This is a genomic window from Lentzea waywayandensis, from assembly GCF_900115955.1.
Classification (GTDB): Bacteria; Actinomycetota; Actinomycetes; order Mycobacteriales; family Pseudonocardiaceae; genus Lentzea; species Lentzea waywayandensis.
The window spans coordinates 422,505-436,786 of sequence record NZ_FOYL01000007.1 but is presented as its reverse complement, the minus strand read 5'-3'; the positions used below and the strand labels follow the sequence as shown (position 1 = coordinate 436,786).

The following is a 14,282-nucleotide window of genomic DNA, read 5'->3' as shown; positions in this document are numbered from 1 at the left end:
CCCTAGCGACCGCCACCGACAGAAACGGTCGAGCGAGCCTGCTCGTAGAACCACTTCAACGTCTCCCGGACAACGGCACGCGCCGCGGGATCGAGGAGCACCTCGACGGGAAAGCTCGGCCGCAGCTCGATCCGGTCCGCCGCGATGTCCACGCCGGGGGCCTCGTTCAGCCGTTGCCGGAGCTCCTCGCGCAGCGCTGCCTGGTCGAACGGCGGCCGGATCATGAGGTGCTTGAACACCACTTCCACCCTGCCGCTCGGATAGATCGCGAGCGGCCAGATGTTGCCGCCCTCGTCGTCCTTCTGGCGAGCGAAGAGGAAGCACGACGTCTCGCGACCAGCGCCGAACCCGATGTCGCCGCCGAGTTCGTCCCAGACCTCGATGAGCTCCGTGAGCGCCATCGTGACCTCGTCGCCGTGTTTCTCGTTCAGCTGAAGAAGAAACCGGTCGGGCAGTGCCTCGGTGGACGGCTCGGCTGCGGGCTCCACGTCCAGGCCGATCAGCTCGGCGAGTTCCTCGAACCAGATGCGCTGCTCGGCGGACGCCTGCCCGTGCTCGTCGATCTCCACCCCTTCTGAACGCAGCAGGTCGCGGGCGTCGGGCGGCACCAGGCCACCTGCTGGGAGCACGCGGTGCGCGTGGGGCGTCGTCGTGGTGGCAAGCCGGGTGACGACAGCAGGGGAGTCCCTGCCGATGATCGACGCGATGTCGCCACAGGTCGTCCACGATCCCGCCGGCAACGCCGCCAGCACCGTGTTCATCAGATTCCACGCCGCACTCGTGACGGGTGTTGTGCCCGCCAGCGGACCGGGCCACGCGGCGATGACGCGCTCGGCCAGCGCGTCGGCCCTGGCGAGGATCTGCGGCCGGCCCCACCCGGACTGCTCGGCGATGTGCTGGTTCATCACGAGGCCGCTCTTGGCGAGCTTGGCTCTCTTCACGTCGAACGGGCTGTTGCTCAGCTCCGAGTTGTAGCCGGTCAGGGTCAGGTTGCCGAGCGTGTGCACCAGTGAGCTGTGCACCTGCTCGTAGGTCTCGCCCGGCTCCAGGGCCTCGCTGACTGCCTGTTCCCACTCGTCGGTGGAGGTCTGCGGCAGGACGTGTTCGATGGTCAGCGAGGAGAGGTCGACGGGTTCCTTGCTGCCGTGTTCCGCTTCCAGCCAGCGCAGGATCGACGTTCGCTGGTTCGCTCTTCCGTTCAGGTAGTACGGGACCGTGCGGACGAGGGCGCGGATCTCGTCGTCATCGGCGTAGTGCTTGCGGCCGGTCGAGAGGTAGGCGTGCACTGCCTGGTCGACGGGTTGCGCGCGGTCCATCTCGGTCACGACCGAGAGCAGGATCCGGTTGATGTTGGCGGTCGCACGGCCGATGAGCTGGCGTCTGACGAAGAAGCTCTCGACGTACAGCATCGCCGACGCGATCTCTTCGGAGGTGGAGCCGCCTTGCCGCCGCCGGTCGAGCAGGTGGAGCAGCAGCGGATAAACCGTTGTGGTGCCCCAGTCCTTCAGTCGTTGGAGCCTGGTGCGCACGGCCCTGTCGGCCTCGGTCTCCGGGTGCAGGATCGTGTGGAGCAAGGTGCCCAGGCCGCAGAGCCTCGCCACCTCCGCCTCGATGGCCTCCTCGCCGTCCAGGCGGTCGAGCCGGGCCTGCTGTTCCGCGTAGGTGTCGGTCTGCTTGATCCGTGCGTCGCGCTGGACGAGGTCGAGCCAGAAGAGCAGTTCGAGGTTCTTGGGTTTCTCCAGCTGGTCCTGCAGAGGGAGCCAGAGCGATCGGTAGACCTGCTCGCCGCGGGTCGGCAGGCGCATGAACAGGTAGTTGCGCAGCAGATCGGCCTGTGTGAGCGCCGCACCGGTGTTGTTCAGCGACTCGAAGATGCGGTGGGCGTTGTCGCCGGGGTGCGTGGTGATCGACACGAGAGCCAGTCCGCTGATGACCGCGTTCTCGAGCCGTTCGACGTCGAGCGGGTCGTCGGGGTCGTCCAGTTCCACGAGCTTGGCCGCGAAGAAGCGGTAGGCGGCGCCGATCGGATCCCTGCCGCCGGCGTGCGGTGTCGAGTCGACGCACGCCTGGTAGGCCTCGCGGTCGGTCTGCGTCGGCATGACCTTGAGCCGCTGCGCTTCCGGCTTGTACGGGTTCGTCAGGTACAGGTCGTTCATACGGCCGCGGTGGATCGGGTCCTCGTGCGTAGCGCGGTGGTCGCGGATCGCGCACAGCAGCAACGTGAGAGTGGTGAGCCGTTGCTGTCCGTCGACGACCAGGTACTGAGGCACGCCCGTCGGGCCGTTGCCCGGGCTGGGCGCGAGAACCACCGATCCGATGAAGTGGGTGGTCGAGTCCTGGGTGACGCGGTCCTCGGCCAGCCCGACGACGTCGTTCCAGAGCTGAGAGAGCTGCTTCGTCTCCCAGGAGTACGTCCGCTGGTACAGCGGAACCCGGTACTGCTTCGAGCCTTCCAGCAGATGCTGAAGCGTCGTTTCGTTCGCGGTGACCACTCGCGCACGCTATTCGCGAGGGGCCGTGCGCGGGTTCTTTCGGTTCCTTATCACTCGAACGGCCCCAGCGGGCCGTACCCAGGTTCAGAGCGCGCACCAGGCCCGAATCCGGCTGGGTAAACTCGGGAGTAGTGGACACGGAGGTGAACAGCGATGAACGCCGATGAGCGTCGGTTCGAGGTGTTGCGCGCCATCGTCGCCGACTACGTGTCCAACCAGGAGCCCGTCGGGTCGAAAGCCCTGGTCGAGCGGCACAACCTGGGTGTGTCGAGCGCGACCGTGCGCAACGACATGGCCGCGTTGGAGGACGACGGGTACATCGCCCAGCCGCACACCAGCGCCGGGCGCGTGCCGACGGACAAGGGCTACCGGCTCTTCGTCGACAAGCTGAGCGAGATCAAGCCGCTCTCGCAGGCCGAGAAGCGGGCCATCCGCAGTTTCCTGGACGGTGCGATCGACCTCGACGACGTGATGCGCCGCAGCGTGCGGTTGCTCGCGCAGCTGACCCGGCAGGTGGCGGTGATCCAGGTGCCGACGCTGTCGCGTGCGGCCGTGCGTCATCTGGAGGTGCTGCCGATCACGCCGTCGCGGCTGATGCTGGTGCTCATCACCGACACCGGCCGCGTCGACCAGCGGATCGTCGAGCTCGGGGACGTGATCAGCGAGGAGCACACGGCGCAGTTGCGCGGCGTGCTGAACCAGGCGATGGCGGGGCAGCGACTCGCGGAAGCGTCGGCCAAGGTCGCCGAGCTTCCGGACGAGGTTCCGCCGAACCTGCGCGACCCGATGCTGCGAGTCGCTACTGTGCTCATCGAGACGCTGGTGGAGCACCCCGAGGAACGGCTCGTGCTCGGCGGTACCGCGAACCTCACGCGCAACATCACCGACTTCCCGGGCTCGCTCCGGCAGGTGCTGGAGGCGTTGGAGGAGCAGGTCGTCGTGCTCAAGCTGCTCGCCGCCTCCCGCGACCCCGGTCGCGTGCTGGTGCGCATCGGCGAGGAGAACGAGGCCGCTGAGATGCGCAGCACTTCCGTGGTGTCCATCGGCTACGGCAGCCGTGACAATCCGCTCGGGGGCCTGGGTGTCGTCGGACCGACGCGCATGGACTACCCCGGAACCATGGCGGCCGTCCGCGCGGTCGCCAACTACGTCGGTGAGATCCTGACCGGTCGTTGACCACACGTACTTGCAGTAGTTGATGAACATGAAAGCGAACAAGGTGGCCAGGGATTACTACGGCATCCTCGGTGTCTCGCAGGACGCGACGCAGGATGAGATCAAGCGCGCCTATCGCAAGCTCGCCAGGCAGCTGCACCCGGACGTCAATCCCAACGAGGAGGCTCGCTTCAAGGAGGTGACGGCCGCCTACGAGGTGTTGTCGAACCCCGAGAAGCGCCGCGTCGTCGACCTGGGAGGCGACCCGCTCGACTCGGGCGGCGGTGGCCGCCCAGGCGGAGACCCGTTCTCCGGCTTCGGCCTCGGCGACATCATGGACGCCTTCTTCGGCGCCTCGACCGGCGGTGGCCGTGGTCCTCGTAGCCGCGTGCAGCCCGGTTCCGACGCGCTCATCCGGCTCGACATGACGCTGGAGGAGTGCGCGGCGGGCGCCACCCGTGAGCTGACCGTCGACACGGCGATCCTGTGCGACCGCTGCCACGGCGCGGGCACCCAGAACAACTCCAAGCCGGTCCAGTGCGACACCTGCCACGGCCGCGGCGAGGTCCAGTCGGTGCAGCGCTCGTTCCTCGGCCAGGTCGTGACGTCGCGCCCGTGCCCGGTGTGCCGCGGCTACGGCGAGGTCATCCCCGACCCGTGCCAGCAGTGCGCCGGTGACGGCCGCACGCGTTCGCGCCGCACGATCTCCGTGAACATCCCCGCCGGTGTCGCCGAGGGCATGCGCGTGCGCCTCGCGGGCCAGGGCGAGGTCGGCCCCGGCGGTGGCCCGGCCGGCGACCTCTACGTCGAGGTCGAGGAGCACCCGCACGAGATCTTCGAACGCGATGGCGCCGACCTGCACTGCATCGTCCAGATCCCGATGACGACGGCCGCCCTGGGCGCCACGTTGCCGTTGAAGACCCTGGACGGCGAGGAAGAGCTCCAGATCGACCCCGGCACGCAGCCGAACACGCAGCTCGTCATGACGGGCCGCGGCATGCCGAAGCTGCGTTCCACCGGCCGTGTCGACGGCCGCGGCGACCTGCACGTGCACCTCGAGGTCCTCGTGCCGACCAAGCTCGACGCCGCCCAGTCCGCGTTGCTGCGCGACCTCGCCGAGATGCGCGGCGAGAACGAGCCCTCCCTGTCCCACAACGGCAAGGGCGGCGGCGGACTGTTCTCCCGCCTGCGTGCCTCGCGCGGCCACCGGTGACGCTGCCGGTCTTCCTCGTCGAGGCTTTGCCCTCCGGCGAGGAGCTCGTGCTGGACGGACCGGAAGGCCGCCACGCCGCGACCGTGAAGCGTCTGCGCGTGGGCGAGGAACTCGTGCTGTCCGACGGATCCGGCGCCCAGGTGCGCTGTTCCGTGACGGCCGTGGAGAAGGACGCGTTGGCGTTGCGCGTGGTCGAGCGCTGGGTGGAGCCTGAACCGGCGCCGCGCGTGGTGCTCGCCCAGGCGCTGGTGAAGGGCGACCGCGGCGAACTCGCGGTCGAGCTCGCCACCGAGGCCGGAGTGGACGGTGTGGTGCCGTGGCGTGCCGCCCGGTGCATCACCAAGTGGGAGGACGGGCCGCGCGGCGCGAAAGCGTTGGGGCGCTGGCGATCCACCGTCCGCGAGGCGGCGAAGCAGGCCCGCCGTTCGCGCGTGCCGGTGGTCGACGAACCCGTGAGCACGACTCAGCTTTCTCATCGCGTGTCGTCGTCCGCGTTGACGCTCGTGTTGCACGAGAGCGCGACCGAACGGCTCGCCGACGTCCCGTTGCCCGACTCCGGGGACGTGCTGCTCGTCGTGGGTCCCGAAGGCGGAATCACGCCCGAGGAGCTCGACGCTCTGCGATCTTCGGGTGCGCGGATCGTCCGATTGGGCCCAACTGTTCTGCGTGCATCTACCGCTGCGGCGGTTGCTCTTGGTGCCATTGGGGTACGTACAGCACGCTGGTGACCCCGATCACTCCTGAGATGAACATCGGATGGATTGGCTTGACGGAAGTTGTAGCGAATCCCAGGCAACTGGGGTTACCCTAGTTCGTAGAGGGGCTGATTGGTCTATCCGGAAACGGAGTAGACGATTAGACCTTCTGACCAAAAGACTCGCCGGACACCTCCCCCCTCGGTCCGGCGTCGGCGCCTCGCGGCGAAGCGACCCCCAGGCTTCGGACCGCGAGGCGCCTCCAAACTTCTTTCGCATTGGCTGCTCGGCGCCTGCGGCGCCTCGCCTCCCAGCGAAGTTTGCGTATCTTTTGGGGGCCGAGCCCCCAAGCCCCACGCCGGGGGCAAGCCCCCGGACCCCCGGCCACCTCGCCTTCGGCATCGGGTGGCCCATCAGGTGTAGGGGCGCGGCGGCTTGTTCGGCGTATCAAGTCCGGCGTTTGAGGCGGCGGTCGCTGTCGGTTGTTGTGTCTTCCTCGTTATTTATTGGCGTTCGCGTAAGTTCTGCGTGTGCAGCGAATTGCTTACGGTGACCACCCCAGTCAGTTTGGCGAGCTTTACCTTCCTGACGGTGTTGCTCTGGGTGCTGTTGTCGTCATTCACGGTGGTTTTTGGCATCAGCGGTATGGGTTGGAGCTTGGGCGGCCGCTTGCGGACGTGCTCGTGAGTGACGGATTTGCCGTGTGGAACGTCGAGTACCGGCGAGTCGGCGGTGGCGGTGGGTGGCCGCAGACCGGTGAGGACGTGCTCGCGGCCATTGACGCCGTCGACATCGGGCCCGTCGTGACGCTCGGACACAGCGCTGGAGGGCATCTCGCTGTGTGGGCGGCCAAGCACAGCGCGCGAGTGGTCGGAGCGGTGGCCCAGGCGGCGGTGCTGGACTTCACGAAGCACATCACGCCGCGGGCGTTGGAGCTGTGCACCGAGGAGCAGTTCGCGGAGGCCTCGCCCGCCGCGTTGGTTCCCATCGGCAAGCCGGTCGTGTGCGTGCACGGTGATCGGGACGAGGACGTTCCGGTCGAGCAGTCCGTCGAGTTCTGCGCGGTGGAGCCGCAGGCGGAGCTCGTCGTGGTGGAAGGGGCCGGGCACATGGACATGATCACGCCGGGCACCGAGGCGTGGGAGAGGTGCCGCGCGGCTGTCGGCCGGCTTGCGCGCGACTGCTAAAAAGGGCCGGTGCCGAAGGTTGTCGACCATGACGAACGCCGCCGCGAACTCGCTGAGGCCGTGTGGCGCATCGTGCAGCGGGACGGGATAGACCACGCCTCCGTGCGCGCCGTCGCGGCCGAGTCCGGGTGGTCGAGCGGGTCCTTGCGCCACTACTTCCCGACGCAGGACGCGTTGCTGGGGTTCGCGATGGAGCTCGCGTACCGGCGGTTCATCGCGCGGCTGGAAAAGATCGACACCTCGGCCGGGAACCGGGAGGTGCTGCGGTCCTTCGCGCACGAGATGCTGGCGATGGACGACGATCGCCGGGTCGAGGCGGCGGTGCTGCTGTCGTTCCTGCCGCGGGCGATGGTGGAGCCGTCGTTGCACGAGCTGGAACGCCTCGGCACGCGCGAGTTGTACGGCGAGATCGCGCGCGTTCTCGTTGCCTCGCAGGAAGCCGGTGAACTGCGGGAGGGCGTCGTGCCGATGAAGGCCGCGCGGCGGTTCATCGTGCTGATCGACGGGCTCAACATCCACCACGGGCTCGGGCCCGACGAGCTCACGGTCGACGACATGGTCGAGGCCGTCGACGAGCAGCTGGACCGGCTGTTCGTCTAGCTTGGGGCATGTCCTGTTTGTTCTGCCGGATCGTCGCCGGTGAGATTCCCGCGACGATCGTGCACGAGACCAAGACGACGCTCGCGTTCCGCGACATCCAGCCCAAGGCGCCCGTGCACGTGCTGCTCGTTCCGCGCGAGCACGTGCCGAACGCCGTCGACCTGAACGGCGACCAGCTCGGCGACCTCTTCGCCGCCGCGAAAGAGGTCGCCGAAGCCGAGGGCGTGGCCGAGTCCGGATATCGCCTGCTGTTCAACACCGGGCCGGACAGCGGGCAGGAGGTCTTCCACGCCCATCTGCACGTGCTCGGCGGCCAGCGGCTCTAGCCGAGAGCCTGGAGCAGCGGCGCGTGGTAGCGGGTGCGGTCGCCGGGCAGCTTCTCGGCGCCCCGGACCATCCAGGTGGCCTCACCCCACGACTCCAGGCCGTGTTCCCGTACGAACGCGATCACTTCCGGGTCGTGCACGTCCACGCGCACACGGCCGTTGCCGACCGCCGAGTCGGCGATGAGCGCGCACGCGTCGGCGGGGGAGTCCGCGATGACCGGGCCGATCAGGAGCAGGTCGTCGCTCACGCGCAACGACCCGGCGATGCCGTGGTCGGAGACCCTGACGGATCCCCTGGCGAGCAACGACTCCCACAGGAACGGCCGGGTGAGACCGGTGACCTTGGTGTCGAGCGCGACGAGGTCGTCGAGGTCGGCGGCCGTGGCGATATGCGATATATCGGCTGCCTGGCCCCTGCTTTGGTCAACGCTGAACGGGCCTGCGTGGATGTCGGTGAAGCCCACGGCGTGGAAGCCGAGCTGTTCGTAGAGCGGGCGGCCCATCGACGTGGCGAACAACGTCGACACACCCGTATCCAATACATGGGATACCAGCCGGCGGGCGTGGCCCTGGCGCGCGGCGCGTTCCGCGACCAGCACCATGCTGATCGACGCCAGCTCGGGATAGCGCGTCACGATCGTCGTGCCGACGAGGCCTTGCTCGTCGAACAGCCCCCAGCCCTCGCCGTGCGTGAGCAGGAACGCCCACTTGGTCTCCTCGCGCGGCCACGACCGGCTCTCGGCCAGGTCGGAGCACGCGGGGAGGTCGTCCAGTTCGAGTCGTCGCAGTTCCACCAGAGAATCCCCCAGCTATCCGAGTGCGTGCGAGGCGGGAGCGAAGTACCGCGAGCGGTCGCCCGGTACGTCCGCGGCGCCGTGCACCATCAACTTGCAACCGCCCGTGCGTTGCTCAAAGCCTTGTCCCAGCAGGAAAGTGCTCACATCGGCGTTGTCGGTGTCGACGCGGACCCGGCCGGCGCCGGACGCCATGTCCGCGATCATCTCGCACGCGGCCGAGGCGGAAGGGGCGATCAGCGGACCGATCGTGACCCCGTCGGGATTCGGGCGGGTGGCGATCACACCGGAGTCCGACATCCGGACCTCGTACGGCGTCGACGGGTCGAGCAGTCGTTCCCAGAGGACGGGCCGGGTGTAGCCACTGACCTCGCGATCCAGCTCCGCGAGCAGCACGGCGTCGGCGGGAGTGGCGTGCCGCGTCACACCGGGGGCGGCATCGGTGAACACGCCGTGGAAGTCGGTGGTGGCCCCGACGGGGTGAAAGCCGAGCCTCTCGTACATCGGCTCGCCCATCGCCGTCGCGTACAGGGTCGAAGGGCTGATATCCAATATATTGGACATCAGCCGGGTGCCGATGCCTCTCCGGCCCGCCCAGGACGCGACCAGCACGCCGCTGATCGCCTGCATCTCGGGATACGGCGTCGTCAACGCCGTGCCGAGCAGTTCGGACGAGTCGAAGGCACCGAACCCCGGACCGAGGGCGAGCATCATCTCCCACTGCGCGGGCGTCCAGCTCCAACCCCGGTCCGTGATCAGCTTCATGCACTCGGGTATGTCGTCGACACCAAGCCTGCGGATCTCCACGCCCCTGAGCACACACCGTGAGCAATGCGCTAGCCACTCATTTTCGGCCGGACTAGCATCGACGGCACCAGATCCGAGCGACAGGAAGCAGGCCGGGGCCACGTGGCCGACGAAACACAGCAGAGCAACAAGGAAGGTCAGTCCCGGTTCGCCGTGCCGGAAGGTGCGGTGCTCACGCTGCTCGGGTCGCGCGACGAGAACCTCCGGCTCGCGGAGGAACTGCTCGACGCCGACGTGCACGTGCGCGGGAACGAGATCACCTTGTCCGGCGACCCCGCCGACGTGGCCTTCGCCGAGCGCGTCTTCTCCGAGCTGATCACCCTCGCGGGCCGCGGTCAGGCCATCGACCAGAACGCCGTCCGCCGCATCATCGCGATGCTCAGCGCGAACGAGGCCGAGTCGCCCGCCGAGGTCCTGAGCCTCGACATCGTGAGCCGCCGCGGCCGCACGATCAGGCCGAAGACGCTGAACCAGAAGCACTACGTCGACGCGATCGACAAGAACACCATCGTGTTCGGCATCGGTCCCGCCGGCACCGGCAAGACCTACCTCGCCATGGCCAAGGCCGTGCAGGCGCTGCAGGCCAAGCAGGTCAACCGGATCATCCTCACCCGTCCGGCCGTCGAGGCGGGCGAGCGCCTGGGCTACCTGCCCGGCACGCTCTACGAGAAGATCGACCCGTACCTGCGCCCGCTCTACGACGCGCTGCACGACATGGTCGACCCGGAGTCGATCCCGCGCCTCACGCAGGCCGGCACGATCGAGGTCGCGCCTCTGGCGTTCATGCGCGGTCGGTCGTTGAACGACGCTTTCATCATCCTGGACGAGGCGCAGAACACGACGCCCGAGCAGATGAAGATGTTCCTCACCCGCCTGGGCTTCGGCTCGAAGGTGGTCGTCACGGGTGACATCACCCAGGTCGACCTCCCCGGTGGCCAGCGCAGCGGCCTGCGGGTCGTCAGGGACATCCTCGAAGGCGTCGAGGACGTGCACTTCTCGACGCTGACCAGCCAGGACGTGGTGCGGCACCGCCTGGTCGGCGACATCGTCGACGCGTACGACAAGTGGCAGGTCCAGCAGGACCTCGTCGACCAGAACGGGCAACACCACGGACCCGGTGCACGCCGGGGGAACCAGCGGCGGGGACGATAGGCGCCGTGAGCATCGAGATCGCCAACGAGTCGGGTGTCGGAGTCGACGAAGGGTCCATCGTCTCCGCCGCCCGCTTCGCGCTGGACCGCATGGGCGTGAGCCCGCTGGCCGAGTTGTCCGTCCTGCTCGTGGAGCTGGACGTCATGGCCGACCTGCACGAGCGCTGGATGGACCTGCCGGGTCCGACGGACGTCATGGCCTTCCCCATGGACGAGCTGGACTCCGCGCGCCGCCCCGACGCCGCCGGCCTCGGCCCGGCGTTGCTCGGGGACATCGTGCTGTGCCCCGCGTTCGCCAAGGACCAGGCCAAGAAGGCGGGCCACGGCCTGCTGGACGAGCTGCACCTGCTGACCGTGCACGGTGTGCTGCACCTGCTCGGCTACGACCACGCCGAGCCCGCCGAGGAACGTGAGATGTTCACGTTGCAGAACCGCATCCTCGGCGACTTCCGCACCGCGCGGGACGAGGCCGAGCGGGCCGCTCACCAGCGCAGCACCGACGACAAGGTGCTCGGCGCGGTCGGCCTGGACGAGAAGAACGAAGAAGCCTGACGCGATGACCGCGAACCCTGCCAGTGTGATCGTGCTGGCCGTTCTGCTCGTGCTCGCCGCCGGTTTGTTCGCGTGTGTGGATGCCGCTCTCGGCACCGTGTCGCGTGCACGGGTGGAGGCTCTGCAACGGCAGGGTCGCTGGGGCACCGGGCAGTTGCTGCACGTCCTCAACGACCGGCCGCGGCACGTCAACCTGTTGTTGCTGCTGCGCCTGGCCTGCGAGATGTCGGCCGCCGTGCTGACCACGACGGTGTTCCTCGACTTCGTGGAACAGGACGGGCTCGCTGTCCTGTACGCCTGCCTGAGCATGCTCATCGTGTCGTACGTGCTCGTCGGTGTCGGACCGCGCACCATCGGCCGTCAGCACCCGTACGGCGTGAGCCTGCTCGCCGCGGGCACCGTCCGGCAGCTCGGGCGCGTGCTCGGGCCGCTGTCCAAGTTGCTGATCCTCATCGGTAACGCCATCACGCCCGGTAAGGGTTTCCGCGAGGGTCCGTTCAGCTCCGAGGTCGAGCTGCGCGAGCTGGTCGACATGGCGCAGGAACGCGGCGTCGTGGACGAGGGCGAGCGCGAGATGATCCACTCGGTGTTCGAGCTGGGCGACACGATCACGCGCGAGATCATGGTGCCGCGCACCGAGATCGTGTGGATCGAGCAGTCCAAGTCGCTGCGGCAGACGCTCGCGCTGTCGTTGCGCACCGGCTACACCCGCGTCCCCGTGATCGGGGAGAGCGTGGACGACGTGCTCGGCGTGGTGAACCTCAAGGACCTGATGCGGGCCACGCTCGCCGAGGGCGAGGACCCGAAGAGCGTCTCCGAGCTGATGCGCCCGATGAGCTTCATCCCGGACTCGAAGCCCATCGCGGACCTGCTGCGCGAGATGCAGGTGTCGCGCCGGCACATGGCGATCGTCGTGGACGAGTACGGCGGCACCGCCGGTCTGCTGACCATCGAGGACATCCTCGAGGAGATCGTCGGCGAGATCACCGACGAGTCCGACACCGACGACCGCCCGCCCGTCGAGCACCTGGAGGACGGCGCGGTGCGAGTGAGCGCGCGCCTGCCGGTGGACGACCTGGACGCGTTGTTCGGCACCGAGCTCGACGACCACGAGGTCGAGACCGTCGGCGGCCTGCTCGCGCAACGGCTCGGGCGCGTGCCGCTGCCCGGTACCGAGGCGGAGATCGCCGGCCTGCGCATGCGGGCGGAGGGCGGCAAGGACGAACGCGGCCGCATCCGGGTCACGACGGTGCTCGTACGCCCCGCGCAGAAGGAGAACGAGGATGACTGACGTCGATCCGGAGAACGCCAAGCTCATCACGCTCGCGCGGTCCGTCCGTGCGCGCAACGGCGCCGAGGAGGGCGCGGCCGTGCGGGACCTGGACGGCCGCACGTACAACGCGTCCACGGTCTCGTTGCCCTCCCTGAAGCTCACCGCGCTGCAGGCGGCCGTCGCCGCCGCCGTGTCGAGTGGCGCCGAGGGCCTGGAGGCGGCGGCCGTGGTCTCCGAGGCGAACCGGGTGGACGGGGAGTCGCTGGCGGCCGTGCGCGACCTCACGCCGACCGGCCCGGTGCTTTTGGCGAACACCTCCGGTGAACTGCGCAAGCAGTTCTAGACGCCCCGCGAACGGCCATAACCAGCAAGAGGGACAATGGGGCAATGGATGGTTACCGCTCCGGGTTCGCGTGCTTCGTCGGCCGCCCGAACGCAGGGAAGTCGACGCTGACGAACGCGCTGGTGGGCACGAAGGTCGCCATCACGTCCAGCAAGCCGCAGACCACCCGCCACACGATCCGCGGCATCGTGCACCGCGAGGACGGCCAGCTCGTGCTGGTCGACACGCCCGGTCTGCACCGGCCGCGGACGTTGCTGGGCCAGCGGCTCAACGACCTGGTGCGCGAGACGTGGTCGGAGGTCGACGTCGTCGGCTTCTGCGTGCCCGCGGACCAGAAGGTCGGCCCCGGTGACAAGTTCATCGCCGCCGAACTGGAGAAGGTCGCCAAGCGCACGCCCGTGGTCGGCATCGTCACCAAGACCGACCTGGTGTCGCAGCAGCAGGTGATGGAACAGCTGCTCGCGCTGCAGAAGGTCATGGAGTTCGCCGAGATCATCCCGGTGTCCGCCGTCGACGGCTTCCAGGTCGACAAGCTGAGCGACCTGCTGCTGAAGAAGCTGCCCGAGGGCCCGCAGCTCTTCCCGGACGGCGATCTCACCGACGAGCCCGAGCAGACGCTGGTCGCCGAGCTCATCCGCGAGGCCGCGCTGGAGGGCGTGCGCGACGAGCTGCCGCACTCCATCGCCGTGGTGGTCGAGGAGATGCAGGTGCGCGAGGGGCGCAAGGACCTGATCGACATTCACGCGTTCGTGTTCGTGGAGCGGCCGTCGCAGAAGGCGATCATCCTGGGGCACCGGGGCGAGCGGCTCAAGCAGGTCGGCATGGCCGCCCGCAAGCAGATCGAGGCGTTGCTCGGCTCCCGCGTGTACCTGGACCTGCACATCAAGATCGCCAAGGACTGGCAGCGGGACCCGAAGCAGTTGCGCCGTCTGGGCTTCTGATGGCGAACCTGTACCGCGACACCGGCGTCGTGCTGCGCGTGCAGAAGCTCGGTGAAGCGGACCGGATCATCACCTTCCTGACCCAGAAGCACGGCAAGCTCCGCGCCGTGGCCAAGGGCGTGCGGCGCACGTCGTCGAAGTTCGGCGCGCGGCTGGAGCCGTTCTGCCACGTCGACGTGCAGTTCCACCCCGGCCGGTCGCTCGACATCATCACGCAGGTGCAGACGCTGGACGCGTTCGGCGTCGGCATCGTCACCGACTACCAGCGCTACACGGCCGCGTGCGCGATTCTCGAGACCGCTGATCGCCTCACGGCCGAAGAGGGCGAACCGGTCTTGCGGCTCTACATGCTCGTGGCCGGGGCTTTGCGCGCGTTGTCGAACGGTGAGCGTGACCCGTCGCTGCTGCTGGACGCGTTCCTCATGCGTGCGATGGCGTTCGCGGGATGGGCGCCCGCGGTGAACGAGTGCGCGAAGTGCGGCAATCCCGGTCCGCACCGTGCGTTCAGCATCCAGGCCGGTGGCTCGTGCTGCCCGACCTGCCGTCCGGCCGGCTCCTCGTCGCCCTCCCAGGACACGCTGGCGTTGCTCTCGGCGCTGCTGCACGGCCAGTGGGCCGTGGTCGACGAGATCCCGCACCTGGCCCGCCGCGACGCGAGTGGCCTGGTCGCGGCGCACCTTCAGTGGCACCTCGAACGGCAGCTGCGGTCGTTGCCTCTGGTCGAGCGAAAGGCGCAGCCGGCGGACGGCTAAT

At 68.5% G+C, this 14,282-nt stretch carries 15 protein-coding genes; 12 read left to right on the top strand and 3 right to left on the bottom strand.

The window, feature by feature from the left end; genetic code table 11:
- Positions 1-2: 2 nt before the first annotated feature.
- Positions 3-2,492 carry a GmrSD restriction endonuclease domain-containing protein gene (locus BM417_RS27665; protein WP_093600508.1) on the bottom strand — a complete coding sequence of 830 codons (2,490 nt, stop codon included), beginning with the start codon at positions 2,490-2,492 and terminating at the stop codon, positions 3-5.
- Positions 2,493-2,645: 153 nt separating this feature from the next.
- On the opposite strand from BM417_RS27665, the gene hrcA reads away from it, so the two are divergent.
- The 6 genes from hrcA to BM417_RS27635 all read left to right on the top strand — a co-directional run bounded on the left by hrcA (position 2,646) and on the right by BM417_RS27635 (position 7,668).
- Positions 2,646-3,668, top strand: a complete 1,023-nt coding sequence (gene hrcA / locus BM417_RS27660) for a heat-inducible transcriptional repressor HrcA (RefSeq protein ID WP_093600505.1) — start codon at positions 2,646-2,648, stop codon at positions 3,666-3,668.
- A gap of 43 nt (positions 3,669-3,711) precedes the next feature.
- Positions 3,712-4,860 (top strand): molecular chaperone DnaJ, encoded by a 1,149-nt coding sequence (gene dnaJ / locus BM417_RS27655; RefSeq protein ID WP_093600743.1) that lies wholly within the window; start codon positions 3,712-3,714, stop codon positions 4,858-4,860.
- Positions 4,857-5,588, top strand: coding sequence for a 16S rRNA (uracil(1498)-N(3))-methyltransferase (locus tag BM417_RS27650; RefSeq protein WP_093600502.1), 732 nt, complete (start codon positions 4,857-4,859; stop codon positions 5,586-5,588). Before dnaJ ends, BM417_RS27650 begins: the two co-directional genes overlap by 4 nt.
- 497 nt (positions 5,589-6,085) lie before the next feature.
- Positions 6,086-6,742 carry an alpha/beta hydrolase gene (locus BM417_RS27645; protein ID WP_093600499.1) on the top strand — a complete coding sequence of 219 codons (657 nt, stop codon included), beginning with the start codon at positions 6,086-6,088 and terminating at the stop codon, positions 6,740-6,742.
- A gap of 9 nt (positions 6,743-6,751) precedes the next feature.
- The gene (locus BM417_RS27640; RefSeq protein ID WP_093600496.1) at positions 6,752-7,342 is read left to right on the top strand and encodes a TetR/AcrR family transcriptional regulator; all 591 of its coding nucleotides are present in this window, start codon (positions 6,752-6,754) and stop codon (positions 7,340-7,342) included.
- Positions 7,343-7,350: 8 nt separating this feature from the next.
- Positions 7,351-7,668, top strand: a complete 318-nt coding sequence (locus BM417_RS27635; RefSeq protein WP_093600493.1) for a histidine triad nucleotide-binding protein — start codon at positions 7,351-7,353, stop codon at positions 7,666-7,668.
- Here BM417_RS27635 and BM417_RS27630 read toward each other — a convergent pair.
- Positions 7,665-8,462 carry a GNAT family N-acetyltransferase gene (locus tag BM417_RS27630; protein WP_177320623.1) on the bottom strand — a complete coding sequence of 266 codons (798 nt, stop codon included), beginning with the start codon at positions 8,460-8,462 and terminating at the stop codon, positions 7,665-7,667. The genes BM417_RS27635 and BM417_RS27630 overlap by 4 nt on opposite strands.
- A 15-nt stretch (positions 8,463-8,477) precedes the next feature.
- A complete protein-coding gene (locus BM417_RS27625) occupies positions 8,478-9,227 on the bottom strand; it encodes a GNAT family N-acetyltransferase (RefSeq protein WP_143138821.1) in 750 nt (249 codons plus the stop codon).
- Between the two features lie 144 nt (positions 9,228-9,371).
- Here BM417_RS27625 and BM417_RS27620 point away from each other — a divergent pair, with 144 nt between their 5' ends.
- From BM417_RS27620 to recO, 6 genes are read left to right on the top strand one after another with little or no spacing between them, the layout of a single operon-like run.
- The gene (locus BM417_RS27620) at positions 9,372-10,421 is read left to right on the top strand and encodes a PhoH family protein (protein WP_093600485.1); all 1,050 of its coding nucleotides are present in this window, start codon (positions 9,372-9,374) and stop codon (positions 10,419-10,421) included.
- Positions 10,422-10,426: 5 nt separating this feature from the next.
- Complete coding sequence (gene ybeY, locus BM417_RS27615) at positions 10,427-10,972, top strand: rRNA maturation RNase YbeY (protein ID WP_030474423.1); 546 nt, start codon at positions 10,427-10,429, stop codon at positions 10,970-10,972.
- Positions 10,973-10,976: 4 nt separating this feature from the next.
- Positions 10,977-12,263 carry a hemolysin family protein gene (locus BM417_RS27610; protein WP_093600482.1) on the top strand — a complete coding sequence of 429 codons (1,287 nt, stop codon included), beginning with the start codon at positions 10,977-10,979 and terminating at the stop codon, positions 12,261-12,263.
- Positions 12,256-12,588, top strand: a complete 333-nt coding sequence (locus BM417_RS27605) for a cytidine deaminase (protein WP_093600479.1) — start codon at positions 12,256-12,258, stop codon at positions 12,586-12,588. The genes BM417_RS27610 and BM417_RS27605 overlap by 8 nt, the downstream gene beginning before the upstream one ends.
- Positions 12,589-12,632: 44 nt before the next feature.
- The gene (gene era, locus BM417_RS27600) at positions 12,633-13,529 is read left to right on the top strand and encodes a GTPase Era (protein ID WP_093600476.1); all 897 of its coding nucleotides are present in this window, start codon (positions 12,633-12,635) and stop codon (positions 13,527-13,529) included.
- Positions 13,529-14,281, top strand: a complete 753-nt coding sequence (gene recO / locus BM417_RS27595) for a DNA repair protein RecO (RefSeq protein ID WP_093600473.1) — start codon at positions 13,529-13,531, stop codon at positions 14,279-14,281. The genes era and recO overlap by 1 nt, the downstream gene beginning before the upstream one ends.
- Position 14,282: the final 1 nt, after the last annotated feature.

Excerpts from the sequence above, each read along its gene's own strand:
- hrcA (WP_093600505.1), top strand. The coding sequence starts at position 2,646 with ATGAACGCCGATGAGCGTCGGTTCGAGGTGTTGCGCGCCATCGTCGCC.
- BM417_RS27635 (WP_093600493.1), top strand. The coding sequence starts at position 7,351 with ATGTCCTGTTTGTTCTGCCGGATCGTCGCCGGTGAGATTCCCGCGACG.
- BM417_RS27625 (WP_143138821.1), bottom strand. The coding sequence starts at position 9,227 with ATGAAGCTGATCACGGACCGGGGTTGGAGCTGGACGCCCGCGCAGTGG.
- BM417_RS27610 (WP_093600482.1), top strand. The coding sequence starts at position 10,977 with ATGACCGCGAACCCTGCCAGTGTGATCGTGCTGGCCGTTCTGCTCGTG.
- BM417_RS27605 (WP_093600479.1), top strand. The coding sequence starts at position 12,256 with ATGACTGACGTCGATCCGGAGAACGCCAAGCTCATCACGCTCGCGCGG.
- era (WP_093600476.1), top strand. The coding sequence starts at position 12,633 with ATGGATGGTTACCGCTCCGGGTTCGCGTGCTTCGTCGGCCGCCCGAAC.
- recO (WP_093600473.1), top strand. The coding sequence starts at position 13,529 with ATGGCGAACCTGTACCGCGACACCGGCGTCGTGCTGCGCGTGCAGAAG.